The organism is Peribacillus sp. NPDC058002 (assembly GCF_042886655.1).
Classification (GTDB): Bacteria; Bacillota; Bacilli; order Bacillales; family DSM-1321; genus Peribacillus; species Peribacillus aracenensis.
In genome coordinates, this window is sequence record NZ_JBHVQU010000496.1 from 1 (window position 1) to 1,411 (window position 1,411).

At 37.3% G+C, this 1,411-nt stretch carries 1 protein-coding gene; it reads left to right on the top strand.

Annotation, left to right across the window (positions count from 1 at the left end):
- The first annotated feature begins 523 nt into the window (after nucleotides 1-523).
- Nucleotides 524-949 carry an OsmC family protein gene (locus ACFVSH_RS26635; protein ID WP_387708824.1) on the top strand — a complete coding sequence of 142 codons (426 nt, stop codon included), beginning with the start codon at nucleotides 524-526 and terminating at the stop codon, nucleotides 947-949.
- Nucleotides 950-1,411 lie beyond the last annotated feature (462 nt).

Genomic DNA, 1,411 nt, shown 5'->3' on the forward strand with positions numbered 1-1,411 from the left:
AAAAAACATTGCAGTTGATTTCAGAAATCCGCTCCCTTTCCGCCGGCTGTCAGCTAGGGCTCCCTGCCGCAAAGCGTCTGTGGCGTCTTGGCTAGCCAGTTTTTCGGCAGGAGTGTCGCAACTTCTTCAATCTATTCTAGGTTTCATCCATTTAAATTAGTAATTAGAACATGGTTGTGAAAGCTTTCCGAACCTTCATTAGTCAACAAATTGGTTCCTATCTGAATTTTTAATATAAAGTTGATCGAAACTCCTGCGGCGATATCGTTTACTCCTAGGAAGCCTCCACAGGCGAAAGACCGCACTCGGAAAGCAAGTGCCTGAATTCTACAGAATGACTAACTAAGTAGGACTTGTGGGAAGAATATAAGGAATGGAAAGTCATCACAAGTTAGGATCATTAGCACTGACCGCAATATTTGAGGGAATATTATTTTAAGTCTTAAATGATCTGTACTTACATTAAATAAAACAAGCGGACAATTTTTGACCCAAACAACAAGAAAGGGAGGAATTGAAATAAATGAAGACAATGATTACATGGACAGGAGAAATGGCCTTTTCTGGCACAACTCCGTCGGGACATGAAATAAAGATGGATGCATCCGAAGATGTAGGAGGAAAAAATAGCGGAGCAAGACCCACTGAGTTACTTTTGCATTCTCTTGCCGGGTGCACAGGCATTGATATTGTAATGATTTTAAAAAAAATGCGATTTGAAACAAAGTCCTTTCAAATAGAAATAGAAGGGGCACGATCAGAAAATCATCCTAAGCGATTTACCGATTTTCATATCCACTATTTATTGGAGGGTGATCTGCCTGAAGATAAAGTGGTCCGTGCGATTCATTTATCCAAAAATACGTACTGTTCAGTATATCATTCATTAAATGCCAACATTAAAATCAGCTATTCGATAAATGGCGTTAAAGGAAAAAAAGAATTATAATTTATACATTTTTCATTTATAAGTACAGCCTTCATTTCATAAGCAAATGGAGGCTGTATTCGTCTGGAATGGACATCCTTGTTCATGGCAAATCATCTATACCAAAACGTTCAAGCCTCAGAAAATGATCCCTCTACATGTTAATCCTAGGCGTATTCTTAAGAAAAAATCATCCCAAAAGTTATTTTCCAGGCAACATTACTCCATTTTTCGGAAGGAAAGGGTTTATTTAGTCAGCAAGTAATCAAAATGTAATGGTTTGTCATTGGAATGCCCTTGATGTTAGGAGTTTATCGATATAAACTTTAGATACTATTGAGGAGTGGATAAGTTGAAAGAGATAACCATTGACAAATTAATTTTTAAAGATCATTTATCGATGATTGAACAATACTCATTGAAAGATTTCATGTTTAAGTGGCTCAACAGCCCTGAAGAAGGATTGGATGATCTTCTTCCGCT

Bases quoted from the DNA above. Each gene is read 5' to 3' on its own strand.
- ACFVSH_RS26635 (WP_387708824.1), top strand. From the start codon at position 524: ATGAAGACAATGATTACATGGACAGGAGAAATGGCCTTTTCTGGCACA.